Below are 25,251 nucleotides of genomic sequence, written 5' to 3' on the forward strand. Positions count from 1 at the left end.
CGCCAAGCCCCAGCCCTAAAAAGCAAAGGCCCCGCTTTGGACGGGGCCTTTTTCTATTGTTCGGGGCGGGCGCTTACTTCGGCAAGATCCGCACGCCGCCCTTGGCCGCCGAAGAGGCCAGAAGCGCGTAAGCTTTGAGCGCGGTCGACACAGCACGAGTGCGCGGCGCGGCGGGTTTCCACGGCAGCGGGCCTTTGGCGGCACGGCGCGCTTCCAGCACATCATCAGCCACGGCCAGTTGGATGGTGCGGTTCGGAATGTCGATTTCGATCGTGTCGCCGGTTTCAACAAGACCAATCAGCCCACCTTCTTCGGCTTCCGGCGAGACGTGCCCAATCGACAGGCCCGAGGTGCCGCCCGAAAAACGCCCATCGGTCAACAGGGCGCATTTTTTGCCCAAGCCTTTGGATTTCAGGTAGCTCGTCGGGTAGAGCATTTCTTGCATGCCCGGCCCGCCGCGCGGTCCTTCAAAGCGGATCACGACCACTTCGCCCTCGGTCACCTTGCCGGTCAAAATGCCGGACACGGCATCGTCTTGGCTTTCGAACACCTTGGCCTTGCCGGTGAATTTCAGGATCGAGTCGTCCACGCCCGCGGTTTTCACGATGCAGCCGTTTTCGGCGATATTGCCAAATAGCACCGCCAAACCGCCGTCTTTCGAATAGGCATGCTCGGCCGAGCGGATCACGCCGGTTTCGCGGTTGCGATCCACCTCTTTATAGCGGTTTTGCGTCGAAAACGCCTCTGTCGTGCGCACGCCACCCGGCGCGGCGCGATAAAAGCTGTCCACCGCCGGGTCATTGGCGGTCATCACATCCCATTTGGCGATGGCTTCGCCCATCGAGCTGCTGTGCACGGTGCGGCAATCGGCATGCAACAGGCCCGCGCGGTTCATCTCGCCCAAGATCCCCATGATGCCACCGGCGCGGTGCACATCTTCCATATGCACATGCGACACGGCGGGCGCGACCTTGCACAGCACCGGCACTTTGCGCGACAGACGGTCGATATCGTCCATGGTGAAATTCACCTCGCCCTCATAGGCGATGGCAAGCAGGTGCAGCACGGTGTTGGTCGAGCCGCCCATGGCGATATCAAGGCTCATGGCGTTTTCAAACGCCTCGAACGTGGCAATGTCGCGCGGCAGAAGGCCCGCTTCTTCGCCCTCGTAATGGCGCTTGGTGATTTCGACGATCTTGCGGCCCGCTTCTAAGAACAGCTCTTTGCGGTCGGCATGGGTGGCCAGCATCGAGCCGTTGCCCGGCAGCGCCAGACCCAGCGCCTCGGCCAGACAGTTCATCGAATTGGCCGTGAACATGCCCGAGCAAGACCCGCAAGTGGGGCAGGCGGCGCGTTCAATCTCGGCCACTTGGTCATCGGTATATTTGTCATCGGCGGCGGCCACCATCGCGTCGATCAGGTCGATGTCATGGGCGATCACATCGGGGTTGATCTTGCCCGCTTCCATCGGCCCGCCCGAAACGAAGATCACCGGGATGTTGAGCCGCATCGCCGCCATCAACATGCCGGGGGTGATCTTATCGCAGTTGGAAATGCACACCATCGCATCGGCGCAATGGGCATTGACCATATATTCGACGCTGTCGGCGATCACCTCGCGAGAGGGGAGCGAATAAAGCATCCCATCATGGCCCATCGCGATCCCGTCATCGACGGCGATGGTGTTGAACTCTTTCGCAACGCCGCCCGCCGCCTCGATTTCGCGCGCGACCATCTGGCCAAGGTCCTTCAGATGGACGTGGCCGGGCACGAATTGCGTGAAAGAGTTGACCACCGCGATGATCGGCTTGCCGAAATCGCCATCTTGCATGCCGGTGGCGCGCCACAGGCCACGGGCGCCGGCCATATTGCGGCCATGGGTGGATTTGCGGGAACGATAATGCGGCATGGGGTCCTCCGGGCGGCATAGGTTGCGCACCTTCTAGCGCAGCCCGGAGGGGAATGCCAATGACGAAGCCTTGCGGCGTTACGCCATCAGCTCTACCGCCATCGCCGTGGCTTCGCCGCCGCCGATGCAAAGTGTTGCCACGCCGGTTTCCAGCCCATGGGTTTTGAGCGCGGCCAAAAGCGTGACCAGCACCCGCGCGCCAGAGGCGCCGATGGGGTGGCCAAGCGCGCAGGCCCCGCCGTGGATGTTGACCCGCTCATGCGGCAGATCAAGCGCCTGCATCGCCGCCATGGCGACCACGGCAAAAGCCTCGTTCACCTCGAAAAGGTCCACCTTGGCCAGATCAAGATCGCATTTCCCGGCCAGCGTTTTTAGCGCGCCGATGGGCGCGGTGGGGAAAAGGTTTGGCTTATCGGCATGGGTGGCATGGCCCAGCACGCGCGCAAGTGGGGTGAGGCCGCGCCTTTCCGCCTCGGAGGCGCGCATCAGCACCAACGCCGCCGCCCCGTCCGAAATCGACGAGGAATTCGCCGCCGTCACCGTGCCATCTTTGCGAAAAGCGGGTTTGAGGGTGGGAATTTTGTCCAGCCGCGCCTTGCCGGGTTGTTCGTCGATGGCCACCACCGTGTCGCCCTTGCGGCCTTGCAAGGTCACAGGGGCAATTTCTCCCGCAAAATACCCCGCCTCAATCGCGGCTTGCGCGCGGGTGAGCGAGGTGATCGCATATTGGTCTTGCGCCGCGCGGCTCAAACCGAAGCTTTCGGCGCAATCCTCGGCAAAGGTGCCCATCAGGCGGCCCTTGTCATAAGCGTCTTCTAGCCCGTCAAGGAACATGTGATCGAGCACCTGTCCATGGCCGATCCGGTAGCCGTCGCGCGCCTTGGGCAAAAGGTAAGGCGCATTGGTCATGCTCTCCATACCGCCCGCCAGCACCACTTGGGCCGTGCCTGCCGCAAGCAGATCATGGCCGAACATCGCCGCTTTCATGCCCGAGCCGCACATCTTGTTGATGGTGGTGGCGCCCGTGGCAAGGGGCAGCCCTGCGCCAAGGCTGGCCTGCCGGGCAGGGGCTTGGCCTTGGCCTGCGGGTAAAACGCAGCCCATGATCACCTCTTCCACCGCCGCGGAGGGCAGCCCGGCGCGGGCCACCGCCGCCGCAATCGCCACCCGGCCCAGATCGGCGGCGGACGCCGTGCTTAGAGCGCCTTGAAATCCCCCCATCGGTGTGCGCGCCATGCCAACAATGACAATCGGGTCCGTTTTCGTCTCTGCCATGTCTGCGCCCCTTATTTCGCGGCCATGCGCAAAGCGCCATCCAGCCGGATCACCTCGCCATTGAGCATCTGGTTTTCGCAAATATGACGCACCAAGGCGGCATATTCGCCCGGATCGCCCAGACGCGGCGGAAAGGGGACAGAGGCGCCAAGACTGTCTTGCACCTCTTGCGGCAGGCCCGCCATCATCGGGGTGTGGAAAATGCCCGGCGCCACGGTGACGACGCGAATGCCATGGCGCGCAAGTTCGCGCGCGGCGGGCAGGGTCAGCGCGGCAACGCCCCCCTTTGAGGCCGCATAGGCCGCTTGTCCGATCTGCCCGTCGAAGGCCGCGATCGAGGCGGTGTTGACGATCACGCCCCGCTCCCCGCCCGGGCCGGGGGTGTTTGCCGCCATCGCCTCGGCGGCAAGCCGCAGCATGTTGAAGCTGCCCACAAGGTTGATGGAAATCGCCCGGGCGAAGCTGTCAAGCTTATGCGCCCCTTCGCGGCCCAAGATCTTTTCGCCGGGGGCGACGCCCGCGCAATTCACCAGCCCGTCAAGCCGCCCGAATGTGTCTTGCGCCAAGGCGATGGCGGCTTTCCCATCCGCCTCTTGCGTGACATCGGCGCGGCAAAATCGGGCCTGTGGGCCGAGGGTTTCGGCGGTGGCCATGCCCGCCTCGGCATTCACATCGACCAACACCACCGAACCGCCCGCGCGCACAACCATCTGCGCGACAGCCGCGCCCAGACCCGATCCGCCGCCGGTCACGGCGAAGGTCTTGCCTTCGATCTGCATGTTATCCTCCCTTGGGCCTCTCCCTTGCCCTAGGGTCAAATCTACCGGGGCCGGGGCGCGAGACAACCGCGAAGGGCGGGGCGCGACGTAACGGAATTTTCTGGCTTCACGCGGCGCGGGGCGCTTAGGCCTCCGGTTTTGCGGCTTTTTCGCTTTGATGTTGCAGGCGCAGCCGCGCCAAAGCCTCATGGCGTTCGGCCTTGCGCTGCTCGGCCAAGGCCACTTCGACAAAATCCATATGCGCGGCCACCGCGGCCCGGGCCGCCGCCCCGTCACGCGCCTGAATCGCGGCATTGATACCGCGATGCTGTTCCAAAAGCGCATCGCGGGTGGAGCGATTGCGGAACATGATCTGGCGGTTATAGAACACGCCCTCGGCCAAAAGATCGAACATCGAGCGCATCATATGCAGCATGATGATGTTGTGCCCGGCTTCGACGATGGCCATGTGAAATTGCGCATCGAGCCGCGCTTCATCGGCGGGATTGCGCTTGGAGTGCACCGCTTCCATACGGGCAAAAAGCGTGTCGATCACCTTAAGATCGGTGTCCGAGCCCAGCCGCGCGGCGCGCTCGGCCGCCATCCCTTCCAGATCGCGGCGAAAGGCCAGATAATCGAAAACGGCTTGGTCATTGCGGGCGAAAAGCTCGATCAGCGCAGGCGAAAAGGCATGCCCCAGCACTTCGGCAACAAAGATGCCAGAGCCCGCCCGGGTGGTCAAAAGACCGGCGTCTTGCAGCTCGGCCACCGCTTCGCGCAGCGACGGGCGCGACACCGCCAGCCGCTCCGACAATTCGCGTTCAGAGGGCAGCCGTTCGCCGGGGCGCAGCACGCCTTGCAAGATCAGGTTCTCGATCTGGCGCACGACGGCCGAGGCCAGCTTTTCGGATTCAATCTTTTGAAACGGCATGTCTCCCCCTCGCGGTCAGAAACTATGACCAATGCCAAGGGCGGGCAAGATAGAAAGCCGGGCCCGTGGGATGGCCCGGCTTTTGCGGTGGTGGATTTCAGGGCGCGTTGGGCCGCGCCAGACTGGCTTAGCGGTTCGGGCGAATGATGAATTCGACGCGGCGATTGCGCGCCTTACCCTCGGCCGTGTAGTTCGAGGCAACCGGTTGATCTTCGCCCCGGCCATAGGCCACGACGCGTCCGTGCGGCACACCGGCGCCCACCAGAATATCGGCCACAGCGCGTGCGCGCGCTTCCGACAGGCGTTGGTTATAGGCGGCCTCGCCATCGGCGTCGGTATGGCCGATCACCTCCACCGTTGTATCGGGATAGCGGTTCAGGCTGCCCGCCAGTGTATAAAGGTCGCGCTGCAAATCGGGGCGCACGCTGGCGCTGTCGGTTGCAAACAGCACGTCTTGCGGCATGGTCACGACCAATTCGCTGCCGGTGTTGACGACCGAGGTGCCATTGGTGTCCAGATCGCGGCGCAATTCCTGTGCCTGACGGTCCAACTGGTTGCCGATCGCGCCGCCGATCAGGCCGCCGATCATCGCGCCCGCAGCGGTTTTGGCCAGCCGGTCGTCGCCATTGCTGGTGGCGCCGATGGCGCCGCCGATCAGCGCGCCGGTGATCGCACCGGACCGGGTGTTGGCATTGGGATCGGGATTGCCGTTATAGCCTTGGCTATAAGGGTCGGTGCAGGCGCCCAGCGCGAAAAGGGACGCACTGGCGGCCAGAAGAAGCGGGGTTTTGGTCATGGTCTGCCCTGTCGTTACGCGGCCTTGCGGCCATTCCACCTATCATACCCCGGAAAACGGCGCGGGTTCCATGCTCGTGCTGCGTGCGGGCAAGTTTTCGCGCATCACTTCTGGGCGAGCGGTGCCGCGTCGGTGCTGGCGGCGTCGCGGCGCGCGGCCTCGCGGGCCAAAATCGCGCGCTTGATGCCCAGCCCCCAATGATAGCCGCCAAGGCCGCCCGATTGCCGCAAAACCCGGTGGCAGGGGATCAACAACGCAACCGGGTTGCGCCCCACCGCAGTGCCCACGGCGCGCGCGGCTTTGGGCGCACCGATCTGCCGGGCGATCTGGGCATAGCTGGTCACCGCGCCCGGCGGCAGGGCCAGAAGCGCCTCCCAGACCTTCAGCTGGAAAGGCGCGCCGGTCAGCGCAAGCGTTGCGCTGCCGCGCCCTTCCAGCGCGACATCGGCAAGCGGGGCGACCGATTGCGGATCTTCTTGTAGCCGTGCGCCGGGCCAGCGGCGCGCCATATCCGCGAACGCCGCGTCAAAGCCGATTTCGGCGGTAAAGGCCAATCCGCAAATGCCCCGATCTGTGGTGAACACCAGCGCCTCGCCAAAAGGCGAGTCAAACCGGCCCCAGCGGATGACCAGCCCCGCCGCGCCATTGGCAAAGCGGCCCGGTGTCATCGCCTCCCAGCGCAGCACCAGATCATGCAGCCGCGAGGCGGTCGAAAGACCCGCCGCCGCCGCCACGGTGCCGAGCGGCAGGTTCTGTGCCAAAAGATCCCGCGCAAGCGACAGCGACAGATATTGCGTGTAGCGCTTCGGCGAGACCCCGGCCCATGCGGTGAAAAGGCGTTGAAAATGTGCGGGCGATAGGCCCAGCCGCGCCGAAAGCTCTGCCAAGGAGATATGCGCAGGCCGCCCTGCGGCCAAAGCCTCGGCTTGGGCCGCGTCGATCTCGGCGATGGCGCGCGCGATCACACGATAATGGTAGCGGTCTTCCAGCGCGGTTTGCGTGGGGGCCGTGAGCGGGGCCGCAGCGGACGCGGAAAGGGGCGGGCAATCGGGCATGTCTGGTCTCCTTCGCCCAGATTAGCCCGGCGGAAGACCGATGCGCGACCCGAAAGCTGCGCAATCGCGTCACCTGTCCGTGCTTAGGCGGCCAAGCGGCGCGCGCGCGCGATCCGTTCGCGGCGGAACATCGCCACTTCCCAATCTTCCAGCCAAGCGCGGGCCGGATTGGCATGGCCAGCCGCCACGCGGGCAGTCAGCGCGCCGCGCATCCGGTCGGGCAGCAGAGAAAGATAGGCCGCATCGGCATGCACGGTCGACACCCACATCCCTTCGGCCAGCACCACTTCGGGGGTAGGGAACAGCATGGAATAAAGTTGTTGGCGGCCCGGCCCGGCCTCGGCCTTGGGCAGGGCATGTTTGGCCTTGGCGAACATTTCGCTTTCGCCAAACCACAATTCCAGTTCGTGCCCGGCCAGCAAGACACCTGTGCCGGGCGACAGCAGCACATCGCGTTCGGGCAGGGCGGCGCCGAAACATTCGGTGGCCAGAACCAGCGGACGCGTTTCTTCGGGCGCGCGGCGCGGCATGGTGTGCAGCCCGACCCAAAGCAGCGATTGATACCCGTTGTCGCGCGTCAGCACGCGGTCGCCCGGGCGCAGCCAGTCGATCGGCGTGGGGCCGTCGGCGGTGGCGATCATCGTGCCGGTGCCAAGCGCGGGAATCGCGGCAATTTCTTCTGGGCTGGCGGCGCGGGCGGGCAGGGCAAAGGGCTCTGCCTCGGGGTATTCGGCGCCCGGTTCCAGCAGGTCCGAGGGCATGAACAGGCACAAGACCCCGTCGATCTCGATCCGGTCGAGCCGCAAGGTGCCCCCTTCGGGCTTTTCCAACAGCAGCGGCACATCGGCGGTCATCGTGCCTTGCCGCAGCGTGCTGCCCAGCGGGTCTTTCAGCGCGGCACCGCTTTCGTCATGGGTGATTTTCCACATCATCGTTTCGGCATCGAAATCATGGGCCAGCGACCACGTCTTGCGCTCGGCATCGAAACTTAGAACCGAAACCGGATAACCGTCTTCCATAATACCTCCTGCCGCAATTCGCGCCGACTCGATCTTCAGTGTTTCCGATCACGGCAAACGAAGCGTTAACAAGGGCGGCAAATCGCCCCCATTTCTCGGAAATCGGTTAACCCGGCGTGCAGGCCCTTGCCGGAACGCCAAGGGGCGGGCAGAAGGGGGGCATGGTGGCACAACTGGATTACGCCCGGATGCAGGAGGTCTTCCGCCGGTTTTCGGCGGCTGAGCCGCATCCAAAGGGCGAGCTTGAACATACCAATGCCTTCACGCTTTTGGTGGCGGTGGCGCTTTCGGCGCAGGCGACCGATGTGGGGGTAAACAAGGCCACGCGTGCGCTGTGGCCGGTGGCCGATACGCCCGAAAAGATGCTTGCGCTGGGCGAAGAGGGGCTGATCGCGCATATCCGCACGATCGGGCTTTACCGCAATAAGGCCAAGAACGTGATCAAGCTGAGCCGGATCTTGGTGGAAGACTATGACGGGCAGGTGCCCAGTTCCCGCGCCGCCCTGACCCGCTTGCCCGGCGTGGGCCGCAAAACCGCCAATGTCGTTCTCAACATGTGGTGGGGGCATCCGGCGCAGGCAGTCGATACCCATATCTTTCGTGTCGGCAACCGTACGGGCATTTGCCCGGGCAAGGATGTCGAGGCGGTCGAACGTGCCATCGAAGACAATGTGCCGGTGGAATGGCAACGCCATGCCCATCACTGGCTGATCTTGCACGGGCGGTATATTTGCACCGCCCGCAAACCCCGCTGCGCCGATTGCCTGATCCGCGATCTGTGCCGTTTCGAGGAGAAAACCGAATGAAAAAGCACCAAGTTGTCGGCATCGGCAACGCCATCGTTGATGTGATTGCACAATGTGATGACGCCTTTTTGGAGGTGAACGGCATCGATAAGGGCGTGATGCAACTGATCGAGCGCGACCGCGCCGAACTGCTTTATGACGCGATGAGCAACCGGACCGAGGCGCCCGGCGGCTCGGTCGGCAATACGATCGCGGGGCTGGGCAATCTGGGGCTGAAAACCGCCTTCATCGGGCGTGTGGCCGATGATGCGCTGGGCCATTTCTACGAGGCGGCGCTGAATGGCGAGGGCACGGCTTTCCCGAACCCGCCGGTCAAGGGCGCCGATCTGCCCACCTCGCGCTCGATGATCTTCGTCACCCCGGACGGGGAACGCTCGATGAACACCTATCTGGGCATTTCGGCTGATCTGTCGACCGAAGACGTGCCGCTTGAGGTGGTCGAAGACACCGAAATCTTGTTCCTTGAGGGCTATTTGTTCGACAAGGATCACGGCAAAGCCGGTTTCCTGAAGGCCGCGCAGGGCTGCCACCGGGGCGGCGGGCGCGCGGGGATTTCACTGTCGGACCCGTTTTGCGTGGACCGGCACCGCGACAGCTTCCGCCGTTTGGTGAAAGAGGAAATGGATTTCGCGCTGGGCAATGAACATGAATGGGCCTCGCTCTACCAGACCGATCTGGACAGCGCGCTGAAACAGGCCGCCAGCGAATGCGGTTTGGTGGTTTGCACCCGCTCGGGCGCCGATGTGGTGCTGATCCGTGGCGAAGAACGGGTGGAGGTGCCGGTGCACCGCGTGGTGCCGGTCGATGCCACGGGCGCGGGCGATCAATTCGCGGCAGGCTTCCTTTATGGCTATGCCATGGGCAAACCGCTTGAAGTGGCGGGCCGGATGGGCTGCGTCGCGGCGGCGGAAGTCATCAGCCACTACGGCGCGCGGCCTGAGGCGGATATTCTGGATATGTTCCGCGCCGACGGGCTGGTGTAACCGCGCCACCGTCCACCGTGCGACAATGACAAAGGGCGCCGTCTTGGCGCCCTTTCCTTAATCGCCAAGCTTGGCATGAACCTCGGCCAGATCGACCTCGCCCACCGGCATTTTGTTGTCCGGATCATCGAAGTCGTATTTGAAGAGTTGGAAATCCTTCTTGTAGATTTCCCACACCAGATGGCGCGACAGATCGTCGAAATAGTCGCTCACCTTGTGGGCGCGTTTCGGCCCATGGCCTTCGCTTTCGTTGAAGCGCGGGATCGTGGCAAGGTCGACCGGATGCGCGGTCTCGATATTGTCGAGCACGACCTGCATCCCCTCGTTGAATTTCTCGGTGAAGAAGATGTGGTCGTATCGCCCGCCATTGACGATGAAGGTTGAGATATGCCCCGACATGGCCGACCAGTGGATGTCTGGTTCCATCGGGCGGCGCCAGCGGATCGTGTCACGCGCGAACAGCAAGAAGCGGCGGAACGATTTTACCTGATCGAAATCGAAATTATCCTCGGGGCTGCCGACTTCGATCCCGTATTTCTGGATCAATTGCGGCACAAGGTTGCCCCGGTAGCGCTTGCCGTTCCTTTGAATGCCCGCGATCTTGTCAAAGAACGAACTGAGGATCCGCGCATAGGGGTTGCGCACGCAGGTGAAGGCGTAGCTTTTATGCGCTTTGACGTTTTGCTCGATCACGTCTTGGCTTTCGGGCTGGCTCCATTTGTGCAGCCCCGATGTGCTGTCATGGATGTCACCGTCGAAAAACCGGCCATGATCGGTGTAGAACATGATCTGCCCGATCGACGAGCAGGCACATTTCGGAACGACGCGATAGACGACGCTTTCGCTTTCGGTCATCCAAGTCCCGGGAAACCCCATGAGAACAGCCTCCAACTTCGATGCAATGACCTTACGCACCGATCTTTTGAGAATTCCTTCCCATGAAGCAAAGAAGCTCTGTTTTTTCAATGCCCTTTGGCGCTATTACGGCAGATAACGACAAAACCGCGGACGAGCTGTTTTAAAAATGGCAAAAATCGCCTTCATCCTGTTGACCCACAAAGATCCGGACGGGGTCATTGCGCAGGCCGAGCGGCTGACCTCTGCGGGGGATTTCGTGTCGATCCATTTCGACGCACGCGCCAATTCTGCCGATTTTGAGAAGATCCGCGCCGCGTTGGCCCCAAACCCTTCGGTGACCTTTGCGCGCAAGCGGCGCAAATGCGGCTGGGGCGAATGGAGCCTTGTGGCCGCCACCTTGGAGGCGCTGAAAGCCGCTCTTGATGCCTTTCCGCAAGCGACGCATTTTTACATGTTGTCGGGCGATTGCATGCCGATCAAAAGCGCCGAATTCGCGCATCAATTCCTTGATGCGGAAGATGCGGATTATATCGAAAGCTTCGATTTCTTCGCGTCAGACTGGATCAAGACCGGCTTTAAGGAAGAACGGCTGATCTACCGCCATTGGTTCAATGAACGCACCCAGCCCAAGCGGTTCTACACCGCCTTCGAAGTGCAAAAGAAATTCAACCTCACGCGCAAGATCCCCGATGACATCGAGATGATGATTGGGTCCCAATGGTGGTGCCTGCGGCGGCGCACCATTGAATGGGTGCTCGATTTCACCCGAAAACGCCCCGATGTGATGCGGTTTTTTCGCACCACATGGATTCCGGATGAGACCTTTTTTCAGACCATCGTGCGCCATGTCGTGCCCGAAACCGAAATCCGCAGTCGCACGCTGACCTTCTTGATGTTTAGCGATTACGGCATGCCGCTGACCTTCTATAATGATCATTACGATCTGCTTGTGGGGCAGGATTACCTGTTTGCCCGCAAGATCAGCCCCGATGCGACGGAGTTGAAAGACCGGCTGGGCGATTTGTGGCAACAAACCGGGGTCAGCTTCGATATCTCGAACGAGGGGCGGGCGCTGTTTGCCTTTTTGACCGGGCGGGGCCGGATTGGGCGGCGGTTCGCGCCACGCTTTTGGGAACGCGAAGCGAGCCTTGGGCGCGAGCGCACGCTTTTGATGATCGTGTGCAAGAAATGGCATGTCGCCAAGCGTCTGGTGGAACAAATCCGCGCCCATACCGACTTGGCGGCGGTGGAATATCTGTTCAACGAAGAGGGCGGCCTGCCCGATCTGGGCGGGATCGAACGCACCGTCGATAAGCGTAACCGCCACCGCCGGGCGTTGCTGCGGATGCTGTTTGACTATTATCAAAACGACCGTCTGGTGATCTGCCTTGATCCGGCAGCGCTGGATTTGATGCAGGATTTCACCTCTGACAAATGCACCACGCGGGTGCTGGAGGTGGAATGCGACTTTTCGGATGATTACCTGATTGGCCACGCCCGCCGGGTGGGGCTGGCCGCAGAGCGCACCGCGCGCGAGGTGCTTGACCGGCTCTTGCCGACGATCCGCTATGACCTGCAACATGAAAGCGATCAGATGCGCGATGCGCAATTCCCGGTGTTTTTGCACATGCGCCAGAACGCCAGCCCCGAGGAAAACGCGCATCCCTTGGCGCAGTTTCTGGGCATCGATCTGGAGCTTGCGCATCAGATCGCGGCAACCGATTATCTGTTCGTCGATTGAGGAGAGACACCTTGGCCTATGTCTATGACGATACGAATATCTTTGCCCGCATCCTGCGCGGCGAAATCCCCAACAAAACGGTCTATGAAACCGATCACACGCTGGCTTTCGCCGATATTGCGCCCAAGGCACCCACCCATGTGCTGGTGATCCCCAAAGGGCCCTATGTCACCTATGACCACTTCTGCGCCGAGGCGAGCGCGGATGAGATCGTCGATTTTTCGCGCGCGGTCGCGCATGTGGTGAAGCTGGTGGGAGCCGAGGCGCATTCCGGCGGCAAAGGCTTCCGTGCGATCACCAATGCGGGGGAAAACGGTGTGCAGGAAGTGCCGCATTTCCACCTGCATATTCTGGCCGGGCGCAACATCGGCCCGATGATCTTGACCCACGACTGAGACCTCCCGCCGCAGGAGGCGCTTGCCCGGCGGCGGGTTTTTCGCATAGATCGGTGCAACCCATCCGGCGCAGCATGCAGGGAGCTTGCCATGACCAAAACCCCCGAGACCCAGACCGTAACCAGTTGGAAAGTGGCCTGTGACGGGGGCGAAGGCGGGCATCCGCGCGTCTGGCTGACGATCCCGCATGATGAAGGCCAGGTGGTCTGCCCCTATTGCGGCAAGACCTTCGTGATCGACCGCGAACACGCCCACGACGGTCACTGAGGCAAGGCCAAAATCCCGGCCTGCCTTTGCGGATCATGCCTAGCTGATTGGGATTGCGGCTTCTCCGCAGGGGAGTGCGGGCTTGCCGGTCGTGTTTTCTAGGAATTCGGGGACCCGGTTGCCCGACCACATTTCGATGCGATTGCCGTCGCTCAGCGTGCCATTGCCGGTGGCGGTGCCGGTCCAGCGATCTTGATAGGTGAAATAAACGCGCCCGCTTGCGCCGTTTGAACAGGTCACATCGGCTTGTCCGGCGCCAAACCAGTTGCGCTCGGTCCAGGTGCCGCCGCAGGTCTCCCCATCGGACAAAGCGCCCTTTAACACACCTGCGCCGCGCCCGATGGCCCGGCCGGCAAACCACAGCCCGCTATCCCCGACACAGGCCAGAATGCGGGCGCAATTCTCGACCGTTTCGGTCATTTCGCACGGTGCACGCAGTTCCGTTTCTGCAGTGCGTTTTTCTACGGGATCGGGGCGTGCGAGGCGCAACTCTTGTGCAGCGGTTGCGTTTGTCAACAAGCAAAGACTGGCGAGCGCTGGCGTGAGAGAGCGTAACATGGCAATAACCTTTTAAAATGCACTGACGGGAGACAAGCATATGAGCAGCGGTTTCGGCAAGGGATGCCATCTGCATCTGATCGACGGCTCGGCCTTTATCTTCCGCGCCTATCATGCGCTGCCCCCGCTCACCCGCAAGTCAGACGGGCTGCCCGTGGGGGCCGTCGCTGGCTTTGCCAATATGATTTACCGCTATATCGAAGAGGCCAAGGGCGATGACGCGCCCACCCATGCGGCGGTGATCTTTGATTATAGCTCCAAGACGTTCCGCAACGAGATTTACCCCGCCTACAAAGAAAACCGCCCCCCGCCGCCCGAGGATTTGCGCCCGCAATTCCCGCTGACGCGGGAGGCGACCAAGGCGTTCAACCTCGCCTGCCTTGAGATCGAGGGCTACGAGGCCGATGACATCATCGCCACTTTGGCCCGGCAAGCGCGCGAGGCGGGCGGGCGCGTCACGATCATCTCATCGGACAAAGACCTGATGCAATTGGTCGGCAATGGCGTCGGCATGCTGGATGCGATGAAAAACCGCGACATCGGCCCCGAAGAGGTCGAGGCGAAATTCGGTGTCCGTCCGGACAAGGTGGTGGATGTGCAGGCTTTGGCTGGGGATTCGGTCGATAACGTGCCCGGCGCGCCCGGCATTGGCATCAAAACCGCCGCGCAACTGATTGCCGATTACGGCGATCTGGAAACGCTTTTGGAACGCGCCAGCGAGATCAAACAGCCTAAGCGGCGCGAAACACTGCTGAACTTTGCCGATCAGATCCGGGTGTCGAAACAACTGGTGACGCTTTGCGAAACGGTCCCGCTTGATTTCACGCTTGAATCGCTGGAGGTCAAAGACCCAGATCCCGACACGTTGATGGAGTTCCTCAATCAGATGGAATTCCGCACGCTGACAAAGCGGGTGGCCGATAAATTCGGGCGGGAGGCGCCGGTCGCCAGCACGGCTTCTGGCGACAAGGCGGCCTCCGCTTGGGGCGATGGGGCCGCGCCGCAGCCGCGGCTGGACCCCCAAGCGGTGCCCGATGCGCCCATCGATCCGGCGGCCTATACCGTGGTCACGGATGCCGAAACGCTTGAGACTTGGCTGGCCGAGGCGCGCGCCACCGGGGTTCTGGCAGTGGATACCGAAACCACGTCGCTTGACGAGATGCAGGCCGAACTGGTGGGCGTGTCGCTGGCCACCGCGCCGGGCAAGGCGTGCTATATTCCGCTGGCCCACAGCTCTGGCGGCGATGATTTGTTCGGTGGGGCCGAAAAGGTGGCGGGGCAGATGGATTTTGACGCAGCGCTGAGGCTGCTCAAGCCCATTTTGGAAGATGCGGCGATCCTGAAGATCGGCCAGAACATGAAATATGACTGGAAGATTTTCGCCCGTTACGGCATCCGCGTTGCGCCCTTTGATGACACGATGCTGATGTCTTACGCGATGTTCTCGGGGCTGCATGGCCACGGGATGGACGCGCTGTCGGAAGAATATCTGGGCCACCGCCCGATCCCGATCAAAGAGTTGATCGGCGCAGGCAAATCGCAGATCACCTTCGACAAGGTGGCGATCGACAAGGCCGCCCCCTATGCGGCCGAAGATGCCGATATCACCTTGCGGCTTTGGCGTGCCTTCAAGCCGCAACTGTCGCGCGCGCAGGTGACCACGGTCTACGAAACGCTCGAACGCCCGTTGGTGCCGGTGCTGGCCGAGATGGAAATGGCGGGCGTGAAGGTCGATACCTCGGTGCTGTCGCGCATGTCGAACGTGTTCGCGCAGCGCATGGCGGGGCTGGAAGAGGAAATCCAGTCCCTTGCGGGCCAGCCCTTCAACGTGGGCTCCCCCAAGCAATTGGGTGAAGTGCTGTTTGACGTTCTGGGCGTGCCCGGTGGCAAAAAGGGCAAGACCGGCGCCTATGCGACCGGGGCCGATGTGCTGGAAGACATCACCACGATGGCGGATCACAAACATGCGGCGGAACTCGCCGCGAAGGTGCTGGATTGGCGGCAAATCTCAAAGCTGAAATCCACCTACACGGATGCGTTGCAAACGCATGTAAACCCCGATACGGGACGCGTGCACACCTCCTATAGCATTGCGGGGGCCAACACCGGGCGGCTGGCCTCCACCGATCCGAATTTGCAAAATATCCCGGTGCGGTCTGACGAGGGCCGCCGCATCCGCGAGGCGTTCATCGCGCCCGAGGGGCAAAAGATCGTCGCGCTTGATTATAGCCAGATCGAGCTGCGCATCTTGGCCCATGTCGCCGACCTGCCCGAGATGAAGGACGCCTTCCGCCAAGGCATCGATATTCACGCGATGACGGCGTCGGAAATGTTCGGTGTGCCGGTGGAGGGGATGGACCCGATGATCCGCCGCCAAGCCAAGGCGATCAACTTTGGCGTCATCTACGGTATTTCGGGCTTTGGGCTTGCGCGCAATCTGCGCATTCCGCGATCCGAGGCGCAGGGCTTCATCGATCGCTATTTTGAGCGCTTCCCCGGCATTCGCACCTATATGGATGAGACGGTTGCCTTCGCCAAAGAGCATGGCTTTGTGCAAACGCTCTTTGGTCGGAAAATCCACACGCCCGAGATCAACGCCAAGGGCCCCGGCGCGGGCTTTGCCAAACGTGCGGCGATCAACGCCCCGATCCAAGGCGCGGCGGCCGATATCATTCGGCGCGCAATGATCCGCATGCCGCAAGCGATTGCGGATCTGCCCGCGCGGATGCTGCTGCAGGTGCATGACGAATTGATCTTCGAGGTCGAAGACGGGGCGGTGGATGCGCTGATAGATGCCGCCCGCAAGGTGATGGAAGGCGCGGCAGAGCCTGCGGTGAAGCTGTCGCTGCCACTGGTTGTCGATGCGGGGCAGGGCGCAAGCTGGGCCGAAGCGCATTAATCTGGCGCCGAAAACGAAAGACTCACCTCGTCTGACGCCGTGGCCCTGCGCTGCGGCGTTGCTATTTGATGCACCAAAATGAAGGCGCGCGCCTGCGACAAAATCTCCCGCGCAAAAATATTTTTTGCGATTTTATGTCCTTTTGGGCGTGAAATACATTCCGAAAGCTGCATAAAATATCTATCTTTCAAGCACTTCGATCCCAAAAGTGACACAGTCACATTCTTTGCGCGCTCAGTAAGCAATTGATCTAAGTCAATTTTTTATGTGGGACATTTTGCCCACCTGCGACAGCCCGCGCAGGCGCGACAGCGCGCCGCAGGGTTCATAGCTCGAAAGACCGCCTGTACGGGACAAGGCGGACGAACCAGTTGGAGAGGACGACAATGGAGTTCGGACTTGTGGAGCTGTCTCGGCTGCAATTCGCAGCGACAGCGATGTATCACTTCCTATTCGTGCCCCTGACACTTGGGCTTTCAATCATGCTCGCCACGATGGAGACGGTCTATGTCATGACCCGTCGTCCGATCTGGCGGCAGATGACGAAGTTCTGGGGCACACTCTTTGGGATCAACTTTGTGCTCGGCGTGTCGACGGGCATCACCATGGAATTCCAGTTCGGCATGAACTGGAGCTATTACAGCAACTACGTGGGCGACATTTTCGGGGCGCCGCTCGCGATCGAAGGGCTGATGGCCTTCTTCCTTGAGGCGACCTTCGTGGGGCTTTGGTTCTTTGGGTGGGAAAAACTCCGCCCGCGCGCGCACATGTTTGTGGGGTGGTGCGTGGCCATCGGCTCGAACTTTTCGGCTTTGTGGATTTTGATTGCGAATGGTTGGATGCAGAACCCGGTGGGGGCCGAGTTCAATCCGATGACCATGCGCATGGAACTTGTTGATTTTTATGCTGTTCTCTTTAATCCGGTGGCGCAGGCGAAATTCGTGCACACGGTTTCGGCGGGCTATGTGACGGCGGCGATCTTCGTCGTCGGCGTGTCGTCGTGGTATTTGCTGCGCGGTCGCCATATCGATCTGGCGCGGCGCTCCGTCGCGGTGGCTTCGGCCTTTGGTCTGGCGGCTTCGCTTTCGGTGATCGTGCTGGGCGACGAGTCGGGCTATGAAGCGACCCACAACCAAAAAATGAAGCTCGCCGCGATCGAGGGCATGTGGGAAACCGAAGAGGCCCCGGCCTCGTTCAACCTGTTCGGCATCCCCGATCAAGAAGCGCGCGAAACCAAATATGCGATCAAGATCCCGTGGGCTATGGGCATGATCGGCACGCGCTCGCTGACCGAAGAAATGCCGGGCATCAAGGAATTGGTCGAAGGCTCTGAACAGCGCATTCGGAATGGTCTGATCGCCTATGACGCGCTGATGGACATTCGCGCCAACAAGGGCGATGTGACGCCCGAAGTGACCGCCGCCTTTGAAGATCATTCCGATGATCTGGGCTATGCGATGCTGCTGTCGTCGATGGTCGAAGACCCGATGACCGCCACCGATGAACAGATCGAGGCGGCCGCGTGGAAAACGGTGCCCGGCGTGGCGCCGATGTTTTGGACCTTCCGTCTGATGGTGGGCTTTGGCTTCTTCATGCTGGGGATGCTGACCTATATGTTCTGGGTGACCAACTTCCGGGGGGGCAATTATCCGAAACTTGCGCTGAAAACGGCGGTCTTCATCATTCCGATGCCGTGGCTCGCGGCCGAAATGGGCTGGTTCGTGGCCGAATTCGGGCGTCAGCCGTGGACCGTGGACGGGCTTTTGCCCACCGCGCTTTCGGCCTCGCATCTGTCGGTGTGGGATCTGGCGGTCACGCTCGGCGGTTTCGTGGCGCTTTATACCACGCTTTTGATCATCGAGATGAAGCTGATGCTGGCTGCGATCCGCAAGGGCCCGGTGCAAGACGTCGAGGCGGTCGCCGCCTGGAACGCCAAGCACGCCCCTGTTGCAGCTCAACCTGCGGAGTAAGACCATGATCTTGCATGAACTTCTAAACTACGAAATCCTTCGTGTGATCTGGTGGGTGCTTCTGGGCGTTTTGCTCATCGGCCTTGCTGCCACCGATGGGTTTGACATGGGCGTGGCCGCGCTTCTGCCCTTTGTGGGCAAATCCGATGCCGAACGGCGCGTGGTCATCAACACGGTGGGGCCTGTCTGGGAAGGCAACCAAGTCTGGCTGATTTTGGGGGGCGGCGCGATCTTTGCCGCTTGGCCACCGCTTTATGCGGTCAGTTTCTCGGGCTTTTATCTGGCCATGTTCTTGGTGCTTGCGGCGCTGATCCTGCGGCCTGTCGGGTTCAAATACCGCAACAAGCGGGAAAGCCATGTCTGGCGCACCCGGTGGGATTGGGCGCTGATGATCGGGGGCGCTGTGCCCGCGCTGATCTTTGGCGTGGCGGTCGGCAATGTGCTGCAAGGCGTGCCCTTCTCGCTTGAAGACAGCCTCTTGCCGATCTACCCGGGCAACTTCGTGATGAAGCTTTTGGGCCTTCTCAACCCGTTCGCGCTGTTTGTGGGCGTGGTGTCGCTCAGCATGCACCTGTCGCATGGTGCGTCTTGGCTGGTGCTCAAGACCGAGGGCGCGGTGCAGGCGCGCGCGCGCCGGTTCGGCACCTATGCCGGTCTGGTGGCGATCCTCACCTTCGCGCTGGCGGGGGCTTGGCTTGCCTTTGGGGTCGAGGGCTATCGCTTCGTGACCGCGCCTGATCCGGCAGGCCCGTCGAACCCGCTTTTGTCCGAAGTGGTGCGTGGCGGCTCGTGGCTGGATGCCTATGCGACGCGTCCGTGGATCGCCATTGCCCCGATCATGGGTGTGGTGGGCATGGCGGCGCAGGTGCTTTTGATGCGCGCCTGGAGCGGCTGGTCGGTCGTCGCGGGCAAAGTGGGCATTTTCGGCATCATCTCGACGGTGGGGCTGACGATGTTCCCCTTCATCCTGCCCTCGTCGCTGAACCCCACCGCGTCGCTGACCGTGTGGGATAGCTCGTCGTCGCATATGACGCTGTTCATCATGCTGGTCTGCACGATCATCTTCTTGCCGATGATCCTTGCCTACACCGCCTGGGTCTACAAGGTGCTGTGGGGCAAGGTCACCCAAGAAGATGTCAGCTCCAACCCCAACGCTTACTAAGAGGTCTGAAACATGTGGTATTTTGCCTGGCTTCTGGGGCTGCCGGTGGCGGTGATGTTCGGCGTCATCAACGCGATGTGGTTCGAAATGCAGGAAGATCGGCGCCGGTTAAACCCTGAAGGCGACGACTGACAACCAGTTCCGGCGGCGTGATTGCGCGCCGCCGGGCCCCGAGGGTTGCGTCCCTTCGCATCGTCGGGTCAAGGGCCGTCCGGGGGCATCCGGGCGGCCCTCGTCTTTGAGGGGCAGGTCTTGGGCGTTAAATCCGGCGCAATTCGGCCTTTGCCACCAGCGGGCCGGTGGCCACGCCTTCGGGCGCGCCGCCGCGCGGTTCTTCGGTGATGGCAAGGGTCGCATTGGCGATCACGTCGCGCAGATCCGCCGGGATCGGCATCGCCGCCTGACCACGCCGGGGCATCACGCCCAGCGACACGGGCGGGTCTTCCCCGGCAATCAGCCACAATTCGAAATCGCGGCCCTGCGCGGGGGCCTTGCCGCCCATCGAGACGCGCATTTCTCCGGTCTTTTCGTTGTAAAGCGCGGCCAGCCGCACCGCGCCATCATCGGACACCATGTCAGAGACCCACATCTGCCCCTGTGCAGGCATCAAGGGCTCGCCCAGCCACAAGATCGCGCCCAAAAACACCGCCGACACCGCCGAGGCACCGGCGAGCCAACGCCACAGCCCAGACGCCGCGCGCGCGGGGGGGGCGCCGTAAGCGCGGGTTTCGATCCCCTCCCAGACCCGGCGCGGCGGCGAGACCGGCGTCACCTCTGCCGCAAGCGGGTCGAGATGCGCTTCCCAACGCGCCACCTCGCGCGCGAAATCGGCATCGATGGCGATGCGCCGCGCCGCCGCTTGTCGTTCGTTCAGTGGCAGCGTGCCCAGCACATATTCGCCCGCCAGCGCGATATCATCAGGGGGAAGATCACGCATCGCCCAAACACTCCCGCAGCGAGATCAGCGACCGGCGCAGCCAAGACCGCATCGTATTCAGTGGCACCTCGAACCGTTCGGCCAGTTCCAGATAGCTTTCGCCCTCGACATAGGCGCGCCGCACCGCCTCGGCGCGCACGCCCTCAAGCTTGCCCATGCAATCGTCGATCCGTCGCCCTTCCGAGGCCCGGATCGCCTCGGCCTCGGGGGTGGGCTCAAGGCTGGGCAGCGCCTCCAGCACCTCGGCCTCCACCCCGCCGCCTTTGCGCGCGCGCAGCCGGTCGATGCACAGATTGCGCGCCACGGTATTCAGCCAAGCGGCGGGGCTCGCCACTTCGGGCACATAACGGTCGGCATTCATCCAGATCTTCACGAAAACATCCTGCAAAGCGTCTTCCGCCTCGGTGCGGTCTTGCAAGAGACGCAGACAGATGCCGAAAAGTTTCGCCCCATGCGCAGAATAAAGCGCAGAAAACGCCGCGCGCTCTTTCAGCGCGACGCGCGCAAGCAATGCGCCCAGATCTTCGCCCTGTGCCGACATGCCCTCCGGCCCCTTTGCGGGAAAATTTCCATCAAACGATGCAACCTTTAGGCTCCCTCGCGCGTATTGCAAGTATGGACAGGTCTAGACCGGCGTGGTCAGGTTGTGACGAAAAGGGCGAAACATGCGGATTGCGGTCATCGGTGCGGGCATTTCGGGGCTGGGTGCGGCTTGGCTTTTGCGCGGCCATGAGGTGGTGATCTTTGAGGCGGGCAAGCGCATCGGCGGCCATGCCCGCACGATCGAGGTGCAAGGCACGCGGGTCGATACCGGCTTTTTGGTGTGCAACCGCAAGACCTACCCCCTTTTTACCGGGCTGATGGATACGCTGGGCGTGGCGCTGCAACCCGCGCCGATGAGCTTTTCGGCCAGTTTCGGCAAGGGGGCTTATGAATATGGCACCGGGCGCCTGACCGATCTTTTTGGCCAGCGGCAGCGGCTTTGGGATCGTTCGCATTGGCGGATGATCCGCGACATCCGCCGCTTCATGACCGAGGCGCCGGCGATGATGGGCCAAGGCGGCGTGATCGGGGAAGTGATTGCCGAGCTTGGCCTTGGGCGCGAATTCCGCGACCGGTTCTTGATGCCGATGTCTGGTGCGATCTGGTCGACCCCGCCCCGCTTCATGCTGGATTTTCCGGCGGATCGGTTCTTGCGGTTTTTCGAAAGCCACGGGCTGATGGGGGCAGGCCCGCGCCCCGAATGGCTGACGGTGAAGGGCGGCGCCTCGATCTATGTCGCGGCTTTGGCGCGCGCGACCATGGCCGAATTGCGCAAATCCTGCCCGGTCAAGTCCGTGCGCCGTGTGCCGGGCGGCGTGATGGTCACCAGCAGCGCGGGCGAAGAACGTTTCGATCAGGTGATCATGGCCGCCCATGCGCCGCAAACGCTGGATATGCTGGCCGCGCCCGACGCGGATGAAGCCGATATTCTGGGCGCGTTCCAAGTGGAGCCGAACCGGATGGTGCTGCATTCGGATGAAAGCTTCATGCCGCGCAGGCGCAACCTTTGGGCGTCGTGGAACCATGTCACGGCGGCCCCGCCCGGCGGGTTGCGCAACCGCCCGATTTCGATGAGCTATTGGATCAACCGGCTGCAAGGCGTGCGAAGCGATCAGCCCTTGATCATGACGCTGAACCCGGAATGGGAGCCGCATTCCGCGCATCACGAGGTGACCTTCTCGCATCCGCAATTTGACACGGCGGCGCTGGCAGCGCTTGATCGTCTGGGCGAAATTCAGGGGCGCGGCGGCATCTGGTATGCAGGCGCTTGGACGCGCTACGGCTTTCATGAAGATGGGCTTTTGTCGGCTTTGCGTGTGGCGCAGGCCTTGGGCCGCGATTGGCCCCTAGGGGAAGACCCATGGGCCGCAGAGCGCCCCGATTGGGCGCACCCGCGAGCCGAGGGGTTGGCGGCATGACCTTTCTTCTCGCCCCCATGACGCTGGTTCTGGCGCTGGCCTTTGCCGCCGCGCCGATCCTGACCGAAGGCTTTCGTGGGTTCACGCCGGGGCAATTTCCGGTGCCTGCGGACCGCTGGCCGGTGGCGCCGGTGGGCTGGGCCTTTTCGATCTGGGGGGTGATCTATCTTTGGTTGGTGGCCGGGGCCACCTGGGGGTTGGTGTGCGCCCGCACCGCCCCCGCCTGGCAGGCGATGCGCGGCCCGCTCGCGCTGAGCCTTGCCATTGGCGTGCCCTGGATCTGGGTGGCGAACTGGCAACCCGCTGCGGCCGCCGTGATGCTGGTCTTCATGGCCGCCACGGCTTTGGCCGCGCTTTTGCGGGCGCCGCGCGGGCCATGGTCGGCGGGTCCCGTGGGGCTTTATGCGGGCTGGCTTTGTGCGGCGACGGCGGTGGCCTTTGGCATCGTCTTGGCGGGGCAGGGGGTGTTGGCTGCGCAGACCGCGTCTTTGCTGGCGCTGGCGGGGCTGTTGGCGGTGGGGCTTGGCGTCGTGTGGCGCCGCCCCGATGTGCCAAGCTACGCCTTTGCGGTGGGCTGGGCGCTGATGGGCGTCATCGTCGCCAATCTTAAAGCAGAGAATATGCCCGTGGTGGCGCTGTGCGCGGCGGGGCTTGCCGCGCTGGCGGGCCTGTGGCGACTACGGATAAGGGAGATAAGATGAAACTGAAAACCATGGCTTTGGCGCTTTTCACCGGGTTTGGCACCTTGGGCGCGGCGGGCAATGCGACCGCCCAGGCCGAGGCGCCCAGCTTCACCTTTGCCTCGATCGAAGGCGATACAATTGACACCGCCGCCTTTCGGGGGCAGCCGGTCTTGGTGGTCAACACCGCCTCGCTTTGCGGCTTTGCCCCGCAGTTAGAGGGGCTGCAAAAGCTGCATGAAGACTATGGCCCCAAAGGGCTGGTGGTGCTCGCGGTGCCCTCTGATGATTTCGCGCAGGAACTCGACAGCGCCAAGGAAGTCTCTGAGTTCTGCACCCTGACCTATGGGATCACCCTGCCGATGACCGATATCACCCCGGTGACGGGCGAGAACGCGCATCCGTTTTACAAATGGGTGAAGGAGCAGACGGGCTTTGCCCCGCGCTGGAACTTCAACAAGGTGCTGATCGACGGCGCGGGCAATGTGGTCGAGACTTGGGGCAGCTTCACCAAACCCGGGTCCGGGGCGATCCGCCGCGCGTTCGAGCCGCTTTTGCCGGGCGCGTGATCGGTGGCGAAGATGCGCCGCAAGGGGGATCTGCCGCAAAAGATCTGTGCCGCTTGCGGGCGCCCTTTCGCGTGGCGCAAGAAATGGGCGCGGGATTGGGACGCGGTGCGCTTTTGCTCTGAGCGGTGCCGGGGCGGGACGAAGCGCGCATGACCGGGCGTTTGATCTTTGTGCTGGGCGATCAGCTTTCGCGCGGTCTGTCGGCGCTGGCCGATATCGACCCCAGCCAAGATGTGGTGCTGATGGTGGAGGTGCGCGAAGAGGGCACTTATGTCCCCCATCACAAGCAAAAGATCGCGTTCCTCCTGTCCGCGATGCGCCACTTTGCCGATGATCTGCGCGCCGAGGGGCTGCGGGTCGATTATGTGCGCCTGGATGACCCCGATAACACCCATAGCTTTACCGGGGAACTGGCGCGCGCTGTGGCCCGCCATAAGCCGCAATCGGTTATTGTGACCAGACCGGGCGAATGGCGCGTGGGTGTGATGGTTGCAACCTGGTCAGAGCTGTTGGGCGTGTCGGTCGCGATGCGCGAAGACACCCGTTTCTTCTGTTCGGTGGAGGATTTCGCGGCGCTGACCGCGCGCGGCAAAACCAAGCGGATGGAAAATTTCTACCGCGAAATGCGCAGGCGCACGGGCTTTTTGATGGCGGCGGGCAAGCCCATCGGCGGCAAATGGAATTACGATGCAGAGAACCGCAAGGCGCTGCCCAAAGGGCATAAATTGCCCAAGCGCAAGCGGTTTGCCCCCGATGCCATCACGCGCGACGTGATGGCCTTGGTCGAGGCGCAATTTCCCGATCATTTTGGCGATCTGGCCCGTTTCGGCTGGCCCGTCACCCGGGCCGAGGCGCTGCAAGCGCTTGACGATTTCATCACCCATGCCCTGCCGCAGTTTGGCGATTGGCAAGATGCGATGAAAACCGGCGAAAATTTTCTTTACCACGCGCTGTTGTCGCCCGCCTTGAACGTGGGGCTTTTAACGGCCGCCGAGGTTTGCGAGGCGGCAGAGGCGGCCTATGAGGCAGGCCATGTCCCGCTCAACGCGGCCGAAGGGTTCATTCGTCAAATCCTTGGTTGGCGCGAATTCGTGCGCGGGCTTTATTGGACCGAAATGCCCGCCTATGGGCAAACCAATGCGCTGAAGGCCACGCGGCCCTTGCCGGAGTTTTACTGGAGCGGCCAAACCAAGATGCACTGCATCGCCGAGGTGGTGCGGGGCACGCGCCAAAACGCCTATGCCCACCATATTCAGCGGCTGATGGTGACGGGCAATTTCGCGCTTTTGGCAGGTATTGCGCCCGCCGAGATCGAGGCTTGGTATCTGGCGGTTTATGCCGATGCCTTTGACTGGGTCGAATTGCCCAACACGCATGGCATGGTCGCCCATGCCGATGGCGGTCGGCTTGGCTCCAAACCCTATGCGGCCTCGGCCGCCTATATCGGGCGCATGTCGGATTATTGCCGGGGCTGCCGCTATGATGCCAAGGCCCGCACGGGCGCCAATGCCTGCCCGTTCAACTATCTTTATTGGAATTTCCTTATCGCGCACCGCGACACTTTCGGGGCAAACCCGCGCATGGCGCTGCCCTATAAGGCGCTCGACCGGTTCGATAAGGCCGAGCAAGCCGCGATCCGCGCCGCTGCCGAAGACTTCCTTGCCAAAATGCACACGCCGGAGGGCGTGCCTCCGGCGCAGATGTCTTTGGGCGATTGGTAGG

General features: G+C 62.3%; 25 protein-coding genes. 14 read left to right on the plus strand and 11 right to left on the minus strand.

Annotated elements, in window-relative coordinates; all coding sequences use genetic code 11:
- Nucleotides 1-73 precede the first annotated feature (73 nt).
- The 7 genes from ilvD to CKO11_RS02390 all read right to left on the minus strand — a co-directional run bounded on the left by ilvD (nucleotide 74) and on the right by CKO11_RS02390 (nucleotide 7,743).
- Entirely contained in the window at nucleotides 74-1,909 is a 1,836-nt protein-coding gene (ilvD, locus tag CKO11_RS02360; RefSeq protein ID WP_223632434.1) for a dihydroxy-acid dehydratase, read from the minus strand.
- A gap of 78 nt (nucleotides 1,910-1,987) precedes the next feature.
- Complete coding sequence (locus CKO11_RS02365) at nucleotides 1,988-3,184, minus strand: acetyl-CoA C-acyltransferase (RefSeq protein WP_223632436.1); 1,197 nt, start codon at nucleotides 3,182-3,184, stop codon at nucleotides 1,988-1,990.
- Nucleotides 3,185-3,195: 11 nt separating this feature from the next.
- Nucleotides 3,196-3,963, minus strand: coding sequence for a 3-hydroxyacyl-CoA dehydrogenase (locus CKO11_RS02370; RefSeq protein WP_223632437.1), 768 nt, complete (start codon nucleotides 3,961-3,963; stop codon nucleotides 3,196-3,198).
- A gap of 124 nt (nucleotides 3,964-4,087) precedes the next feature.
- Entirely contained in the window at nucleotides 4,088-4,873 is a 786-nt protein-coding gene (locus CKO11_RS02375) for a FadR/GntR family transcriptional regulator (protein WP_223632439.1), read from the minus strand.
- A 127-nt stretch (nucleotides 4,874-5,000) separates the two neighbouring features.
- Nucleotides 5,001-5,669: an OmpA family protein gene (locus tag CKO11_RS02380; RefSeq protein ID WP_223632442.1), complete on the minus strand. Its 669-nt coding sequence runs from the start codon at nucleotides 5,667-5,669 to the stop codon at nucleotides 5,001-5,003.
- A gap of 104 nt (nucleotides 5,670-5,773) precedes the next feature.
- Nucleotides 5,774-6,724 carry a methylated-DNA--[protein]-cysteine S-methyltransferase gene (locus tag CKO11_RS02385; RefSeq protein ID WP_223632445.1) on the minus strand — a complete coding sequence of 317 codons (951 nt, stop codon included), beginning with the start codon at nucleotides 6,722-6,724 and terminating at the stop codon, nucleotides 5,774-5,776.
- Nucleotides 6,725-6,807: 83 nt separating this feature from the next.
- Nucleotides 6,808-7,743 carry a Hint domain-containing protein gene (locus CKO11_RS02390; RefSeq protein ID WP_223632449.1) on the minus strand — a complete coding sequence of 312 codons (936 nt, stop codon included), beginning with the start codon at nucleotides 7,741-7,743 and terminating at the stop codon, nucleotides 6,808-6,810.
- A gap of 161 nt (nucleotides 7,744-7,904) precedes the next feature.
- Between CKO11_RS02390 and nth the strand changes: the two genes are divergently transcribed.
- Entirely contained in the window at nucleotides 7,905-8,549 is a 645-nt protein-coding gene (gene nth / locus CKO11_RS02395) for an endonuclease III (protein ID WP_223632451.1), read from the plus strand.
- On the plus strand, nucleotides 8,546-9,532 hold the full coding sequence (locus CKO11_RS02400) for an adenosine kinase (RefSeq protein ID WP_223632453.1): 987 nt from the start codon (nucleotides 8,546-8,548) through the stop codon (nucleotides 9,530-9,532). Before nth ends, CKO11_RS02400 begins: the two co-directional genes overlap by 4 nt.
- A gap of 57 nt (nucleotides 9,533-9,589) precedes the next feature.
- On the opposite strand, the gene CKO11_RS02405 is transcribed toward CKO11_RS02400, so the two are convergent.
- Nucleotides 9,590-10,408: a sulfotransferase family protein gene (locus tag CKO11_RS02405; protein ID WP_223632456.1), complete on the minus strand. Its 819-nt coding sequence runs from the start codon at nucleotides 10,406-10,408 to the stop codon at nucleotides 9,590-9,592.
- A gap of 148 nt (nucleotides 10,409-10,556) precedes the next feature.
- Here CKO11_RS02405 and CKO11_RS02410 point away from each other — a divergent pair, with 148 nt between their 5' ends.
- From CKO11_RS02410 to CKO11_RS02420, 3 genes are all read left to right on the plus strand, one after another.
- Nucleotides 10,557-12,131 (plus strand): DUF5928 domain-containing protein, encoded by a 1,575-nt coding sequence (locus CKO11_RS02410; protein ID WP_223632459.1) that lies wholly within the window; start codon nucleotides 10,557-10,559, stop codon nucleotides 12,129-12,131.
- Nucleotides 12,132-12,142: 11 nt separating this feature from the next.
- Entirely contained in the window at nucleotides 12,143-12,526 is a 384-nt protein-coding gene (locus CKO11_RS02415) for an HIT domain-containing protein (protein WP_223632462.1), read from the plus strand.
- 90 nt (nucleotides 12,527-12,616) lie between these two features.
- Nucleotides 12,617-12,793, plus strand: coding sequence for a zinc-finger domain-containing protein (locus CKO11_RS02420; protein ID WP_223632466.1), 177 nt, complete (start codon nucleotides 12,617-12,619; stop codon nucleotides 12,791-12,793).
- A gap of 39 nt (nucleotides 12,794-12,832) precedes the next feature.
- Here the strand turns inward: CKO11_RS02420 and CKO11_RS02425 are convergent, their stop codons facing one another.
- Complete coding sequence (locus CKO11_RS02425; RefSeq protein WP_223632469.1) at nucleotides 12,833-13,213, minus strand: hypothetical protein; 381 nt, start codon at nucleotides 13,211-13,213, stop codon at nucleotides 12,833-12,835.
- 178 nt (nucleotides 13,214-13,391) lie between these two features.
- Here CKO11_RS02425 and polA point away from each other — a divergent pair, with 178 nt between their 5' ends.
- The 4 genes from polA to cydX all read left to right on the plus strand — a co-directional run bounded on the left by polA (nucleotide 13,392) and on the right by cydX (nucleotide 19,514).
- Nucleotides 13,392-16,250 (plus strand): DNA polymerase I, encoded by a 2,859-nt coding sequence (gene polA, locus CKO11_RS02430; RefSeq protein ID WP_223632472.1) that lies wholly within the window; start codon nucleotides 13,392-13,394, stop codon nucleotides 16,248-16,250.
- 386 nt (nucleotides 16,251-16,636) lie between these two features.
- Entirely contained in the window at nucleotides 16,637-18,220 is a 1,584-nt protein-coding gene (locus tag CKO11_RS02435) for a cytochrome ubiquinol oxidase subunit I (protein ID WP_223632475.1), read from the plus strand.
- Between the two features lie 4 nt (nucleotides 18,221-18,224).
- Entirely contained in the window at nucleotides 18,225-19,382 is a 1,158-nt protein-coding gene (gene cydB, locus CKO11_RS02440; RefSeq protein WP_223632478.1) for a cytochrome d ubiquinol oxidase subunit II, read from the plus strand.
- Between the two features lie 12 nt (nucleotides 19,383-19,394).
- Nucleotides 19,395-19,514: a cytochrome bd-I oxidase subunit CydX gene (gene cydX / locus CKO11_RS02445; protein ID WP_223632481.1), complete on the plus strand. Its 120-nt coding sequence runs from the start codon at nucleotides 19,395-19,397 to the stop codon at nucleotides 19,512-19,514.
- A 127-nt stretch (nucleotides 19,515-19,641) separates the two neighbouring features.
- On the opposite strand, the gene CKO11_RS02450 is transcribed toward cydX, so the two are convergent.
- Nucleotides 19,642-20,319 carry an anti-sigma factor domain-containing protein gene (locus CKO11_RS02450; RefSeq protein WP_223632484.1) on the minus strand — a complete coding sequence of 226 codons (678 nt, stop codon included), beginning with the start codon at nucleotides 20,317-20,319 and terminating at the stop codon, nucleotides 19,642-19,644.
- Nucleotides 20,312-20,860, minus strand: a complete 549-nt coding sequence (locus CKO11_RS02455) for a sigma-70 family RNA polymerase sigma factor (protein WP_223632486.1) — start codon at nucleotides 20,858-20,860, stop codon at nucleotides 20,312-20,314. The genes CKO11_RS02450 and CKO11_RS02455 overlap by 8 nt, the downstream gene beginning before the upstream one ends.
- A gap of 124 nt (nucleotides 20,861-20,984) precedes the next feature.
- Here CKO11_RS02455 and CKO11_RS02460 point away from each other — a divergent pair, with 124 nt between their 5' ends.
- From CKO11_RS02460 to CKO11_RS02480, 5 genes are read left to right on the plus strand one after another with little or no spacing between them, the layout of a single operon-like run.
- Nucleotides 20,985-22,280, plus strand: a complete 1,296-nt coding sequence (locus CKO11_RS02460) for an NAD(P)/FAD-dependent oxidoreductase (protein WP_223632488.1) — start codon at nucleotides 20,985-20,987, stop codon at nucleotides 22,278-22,280.
- Nucleotides 22,277-22,981 carry a hypothetical protein gene (locus CKO11_RS02465; protein WP_223632490.1) on the plus strand — a complete coding sequence of 235 codons (705 nt, stop codon included), beginning with the start codon at nucleotides 22,277-22,279 and terminating at the stop codon, nucleotides 22,979-22,981. Before CKO11_RS02460 ends, CKO11_RS02465 begins: the two co-directional genes overlap by 4 nt.
- The gene (locus tag CKO11_RS02470) at nucleotides 22,978-23,529 is read left to right on the plus strand and encodes a glutathione peroxidase (protein ID WP_223632492.1); all 552 of its coding nucleotides are present in this window, start codon (nucleotides 22,978-22,980) and stop codon (nucleotides 23,527-23,529) included. Before CKO11_RS02465 ends, CKO11_RS02470 begins: the two co-directional genes overlap by 4 nt.
- A gap of 12 nt (nucleotides 23,530-23,541) precedes the next feature.
- Nucleotides 23,542-23,682 (plus strand): DUF2256 domain-containing protein, encoded by a 141-nt coding sequence (locus tag CKO11_RS02475; RefSeq protein ID WP_263298380.1) that lies wholly within the window; start codon nucleotides 23,542-23,544, stop codon nucleotides 23,680-23,682.
- Nucleotides 23,679-25,250, plus strand: coding sequence for a cryptochrome/photolyase family protein (locus tag CKO11_RS02480; protein WP_223632496.1), 1,572 nt, complete (start codon nucleotides 23,679-23,681; stop codon nucleotides 25,248-25,250). Before CKO11_RS02475 ends, CKO11_RS02480 begins: the two co-directional genes overlap by 4 nt.
- Nucleotide 25,251 lies beyond the last annotated feature (1 nt).

Source organism: Rhodobacter sp. TJ_12, assembly GCF_020023995.1.
In the GTDB taxonomy this organism is placed as follows: domain Bacteria; phylum Pseudomonadota; class Alphaproteobacteria; order Rhodobacterales; family Rhodobacteraceae; genus Rhodobacter.

Coding starts and splice junctions, on each gene's coding strand:
- ilvD (WP_223632434.1), bottom strand. CDS start 1,909: ATGCCGCATTATCGTTCCCGCAAATCCACCCATGGCCGCAATATGGCC.
- CKO11_RS02365 (WP_223632436.1), bottom strand. CDS start 3,184: ATGGCAGAGACGAAAACGGACCCGATTGTCATTGTTGGCATGGCGCGC.
- CKO11_RS02370 (WP_223632437.1), bottom strand. CDS start 3,963: ATGCAGATCGAAGGCAAGACCTTCGCCGTGACCGGCGGCGGATCGGGT.
- CKO11_RS02375 (WP_223632439.1), bottom strand. CDS start 4,873: ATGCCGTTTCAAAAGATTGAATCCGAAAAGCTGGCCTCGGCCGTCGTG.
- CKO11_RS02380 (WP_223632442.1), bottom strand. CDS start 5,669: ATGACCAAAACCCCGCTTCTTCTGGCCGCCAGTGCGTCCCTTTTCGCG.
- CKO11_RS02385 (WP_223632445.1), bottom strand. CDS start 6,724: ATGCCCGATTGCCCGCCCCTTTCCGCGTCCGCTGCGGCCCCGCTCACG.
- CKO11_RS02390 (WP_223632449.1), bottom strand. CDS start 7,743: ATGGAAGACGGTTATCCGGTTTCGGTTCTAAGTTTCGATGCCGAGCGC.
- nth (WP_223632451.1), top strand. CDS start 7,905: ATGGTGGCACAACTGGATTACGCCCGGATGCAGGAGGTCTTCCGCCGG.
- CKO11_RS02400 (WP_223632453.1), top strand. CDS start 8,546: ATGAAAAAGCACCAAGTTGTCGGCATCGGCAACGCCATCGTTGATGTG.
- CKO11_RS02405 (WP_223632456.1), bottom strand. CDS start 10,408: ATGGGGTTTCCCGGGACTTGGATGACCGAAAGCGAAAGCGTCGTCTAT.
- CKO11_RS02410 (WP_223632459.1), top strand. CDS start 10,557: ATGGCAAAAATCGCCTTCATCCTGTTGACCCACAAAGATCCGGACGGG.
- CKO11_RS02420 (WP_223632466.1), top strand. CDS start 12,617: ATGACCAAAACCCCCGAGACCCAGACCGTAACCAGTTGGAAAGTGGCC.
- CKO11_RS02425 (WP_223632469.1), bottom strand. CDS start 13,213: ATGACCGAAACGGTCGAGAATTGCGCCCGCATTCTGGCCTGTGTCGGG.
- polA (WP_223632472.1), top strand. CDS start 13,392: ATGAGCAGCGGTTTCGGCAAGGGATGCCATCTGCATCTGATCGACGGC.
- CKO11_RS02435 (WP_223632475.1), top strand. CDS start 16,637: ATGGAGTTCGGACTTGTGGAGCTGTCTCGGCTGCAATTCGCAGCGACA.
- cydB (WP_223632478.1), top strand. CDS start 18,225: ATGATCTTGCATGAACTTCTAAACTACGAAATCCTTCGTGTGATCTGG.
- cydX (WP_223632481.1), top strand. CDS start 19,395: ATGTGGTATTTTGCCTGGCTTCTGGGGCTGCCGGTGGCGGTGATGTTC.
- CKO11_RS02450 (WP_223632484.1), bottom strand. CDS start 20,319: ATGCGTGATCTTCCCCCTGATGATATCGCGCTGGCGGGCGAATATGTG.
- CKO11_RS02455 (WP_223632486.1), bottom strand. CDS start 20,860: ATGTCGGCACAGGGCGAAGATCTGGGCGCATTGCTTGCGCGCGTCGCG.
- CKO11_RS02460 (WP_223632488.1), top strand. CDS start 20,985: ATGCGGATTGCGGTCATCGGTGCGGGCATTTCGGGGCTGGGTGCGGCT.
- CKO11_RS02465 (WP_223632490.1), top strand. CDS start 22,277: ATGACCTTTCTTCTCGCCCCCATGACGCTGGTTCTGGCGCTGGCCTTT.
- CKO11_RS02470 (WP_223632492.1), top strand. CDS start 22,978: ATGAAACTGAAAACCATGGCTTTGGCGCTTTTCACCGGGTTTGGCACC.
- CKO11_RS02475 (WP_263298380.1), top strand. CDS start 23,542: ATGCGCCGCAAGGGGGATCTGCCGCAAAAGATCTGTGCCGCTTGCGGG.
- CKO11_RS02480 (WP_223632496.1), top strand. CDS start 23,679: ATGACCGGGCGTTTGATCTTTGTGCTGGGCGATCAGCTTTCGCGCGGT.